Origin of the sequence: Rhizobium sp. PEPV16 (assembly GCF_008919455.1) — a bacterium.
GTDB lineage: Bacteria > Pseudomonadota > Alphaproteobacteria > Rhizobiales > Rhizobiaceae > Rhizobium > Rhizobium leguminosarum_Q.
In genome coordinates, this window is record NZ_VSZV01000061.1 from 1 (window position 1) to 2,314 (window position 2,314).

The 2,314-nt window shown below is 62.6% G+C and carries 3 protein-coding genes; 1 reads left to right on the plus strand and 2 read right to left on the minus strand.

Translation table 11 applies throughout. From position 1 onward, the window contains the following. Together FY112_RS00540 and FY112_RS00545 are read right to left on the minus strand one after the other, a co-directional pair. On the minus strand, positions 1–450 hold a 450-nt coding region (locus tag FY112_RS00540; protein WP_151517370.1), incomplete at its 3' end, for an Rrf2 family transcriptional regulator. A gap of 176 nt (positions 451–626) precedes the next feature. Beyond that, positions 627–1,415, minus strand: a complete 789-nt coding sequence (locus tag FY112_RS00545) for an SDR family oxidoreductase (RefSeq protein WP_017961792.1) — start codon at positions 1,413–1,415, stop codon at positions 627–629. 143 nt (positions 1,416–1,558) lie between these two features. Here FY112_RS00545 and FY112_RS00550 point away from each other — a divergent pair. Further along, on the plus strand, positions 1,559–2,314 hold a 756-nt coding region (locus FY112_RS00550; protein WP_151517369.1), incomplete at its 3' end, for a TIM barrel protein.

Genomic DNA, 2,314 nt, shown 5'->3' on the forward strand with positions numbered 1-2,314 from the left:
GATCGGGAATTCTTCCTTGGGGCCGTCGATACGGCCGCCATCGGCGACGAATTGCTCGAGGGTCATATTGTCGAGAATGGCGGCGATCGCGTCCCGAACATCGGTCATCGAGCGCCGCACCTGACAGGTTTCCGGATCGGCACAGTCGTCGCAGGCCTCGTAAGCCGTACGGCTGGCGCAGCGTATCGGCGCTAAGGGCCCGTCGAGCGTGCGGATGACATGGCCGATGCGGATTTCGGTTGCCGGCCGCGACAGGGAATAGCCGCCGCCCGGTCCCTTCTTCGAGCGCAGGATGCCGACATTGCGCAGTTCGAGCAGGATCGTATCGAGAAACTTCTTCGGGATATTGTTGCGGGCCGCGATGTCGTTGATGAAGGCGGTCTCACCCGGCGCCAGCCGCGCCAGGTCGACCAGCGCCTTCAGCCCGTATTTTCCCTTTTTCGTCAGCATCGTCGTCGCCTTGTAGAAATCGCAGTATTTATCCTGCCAATAGCAGGCAAATAGCGTCAAAAGCGTGAACATACAACAAAATAGCTATTATTTATAGCTTGTATCGGCAACGTCCACAGAAACGCCCGGCAGCCTCGAGAAAGACCGGCCGCCGCGCGCCCTGCCTGCAGCCTCGGTCAGATCGTCTTCAGCATGCCGCCATCGACGAAATAGGTCGAGCCGATGCAATAGCTCGCGCGCTCCGAACTCAGGAAGACGAAGACGTTTGCCAGCTCCTCTGGTGTGCCGAAGCGTTTGGAGGCGGCGTGCTCGTTGGCGACGCTCTGCAGGTAGCCTTCCCAGTTGCCGCCGGTTTCCGCCGTCAATTGCTTGGCGGTCTTGATCCAGTCGGGCGTCAGGATCAGACCGGCATTGACGCAGTTGACGCGGATATTGTCCTTGATGAGCTCGGTCGAAAGTGTCTTCGAAAACATCATCAGCGCCGACTTGCTGACATTGTAGATCGGCTCGTACCAGAGCGGCTGGACGGCGCAGATCGAGGCATTGTGCAGGATCACCCCGCCGCCGCGTTGCTTCATCTGCGGCGCGATGCCGCGCGCCAGCCGCACGGCGGCCATCACATGCAGGTCCCAATAGTCCTGCCACTTCTCGTCGGGCGCCTCCATCACCGTCTCGTTCGATCCGGTGCCGGCATTGTTGATGAGGATATCGGCGCCACCTTTTTCGGCCGCCGCCGCGATGATCGCCTCGGTTCCCGCAACCGTCGCCACATCGGCCGCGACAGCGGCGGCGCTGACGCCGTACTTCTTGGCGATACGATCGGCTTCCCCCTCGAGCCGTTCACCGCCGCGTGCTGCCAGCACGAGGTCGGCGCCCTCAGCCGCCAGCCCCTCGGCGATCGCCAGCCCGATGCCGACCGACGCACCTGTTATGACGGCAGTCTTTCCCTTCAATCCGAGATCCATGTCTTCCTCCGCAAACGGCCGGAGATCCCGGCCTGATGTGCTGAGTGTTCCGCCAATGAACCCCGGGCGTCAAGCGTCCGAACTCCTCTTGCGGCAGGCTCCGATCTGTCGCATGCCTGCCTCAACAGACGGGAGGAGTTTTCATGCGACGTTATTCAACCTGTATAGAGTGGCTGTTTGCCGAAGAGGGCGACAGCTTTCCAGATCGCATCCGCCGCGCCCATGCGGCCGGCCTGACGGCGATCGAATTCTGGCGCTGGACCGGCAAGGATCTGGATGCGATCGAGGCAGCGCTGAAGGAAACCGGCCTTGCGGTCACCAGCCTCGTCGCCGAACCGATGATCGCGCTGACCGACGCCGACAACCGGCAGGCCTGGCTGAAAGGCCTTGCCGAATCCGTCATTGTCGCGAAACGTCTCGGCGCACCGGTGCTGATTGCCCAGGCGGGCGACGGTCTCCCGGGCTTGACCCGCGAAGAACAGCGCAGGGCGCTTACCGAAACGCTGAGAGCCGGCGCCGATATCCTTAAAGGCAGCGGTGTCCGTCTCGGCGTCGAGCCGCTCAACATCCGCATCGACCATGTCGGCTATTTCCTCGATTCGACCCGAGAGAGTCTCGACATCATCGATGACGTCGCCCGCCCCGAGATCGGCATCGTCTACGACATCTACCATTCCGCCGTGATGGACGAACGCACGGAAGAGGTGCTGAACGGCCGCCTCGACCGTGTCATCCATGTCCATGTCGCCGATCACCCCGGCCGCAACGAACCGGGCTCCGGCGATATCGACCTTGCCCGACGCCTCGGCTGGATCTTCGCCAACGGCTATGACGGCGCCGTCGGTCTGGAATACCGGCCGACCAGGCCCGGCGCGGACGCGGTCAAGGCCGCCATTGCT

Bases quoted from the DNA above. Each gene is read 5' to 3' on its own strand.
- FY112_RS00545 (WP_017961792.1), bottom strand. From the start codon at position 1,415: ATGGATCTCGGATTGAAGGGAAAGACTGCCGTCATAACAGGTGCGTCG.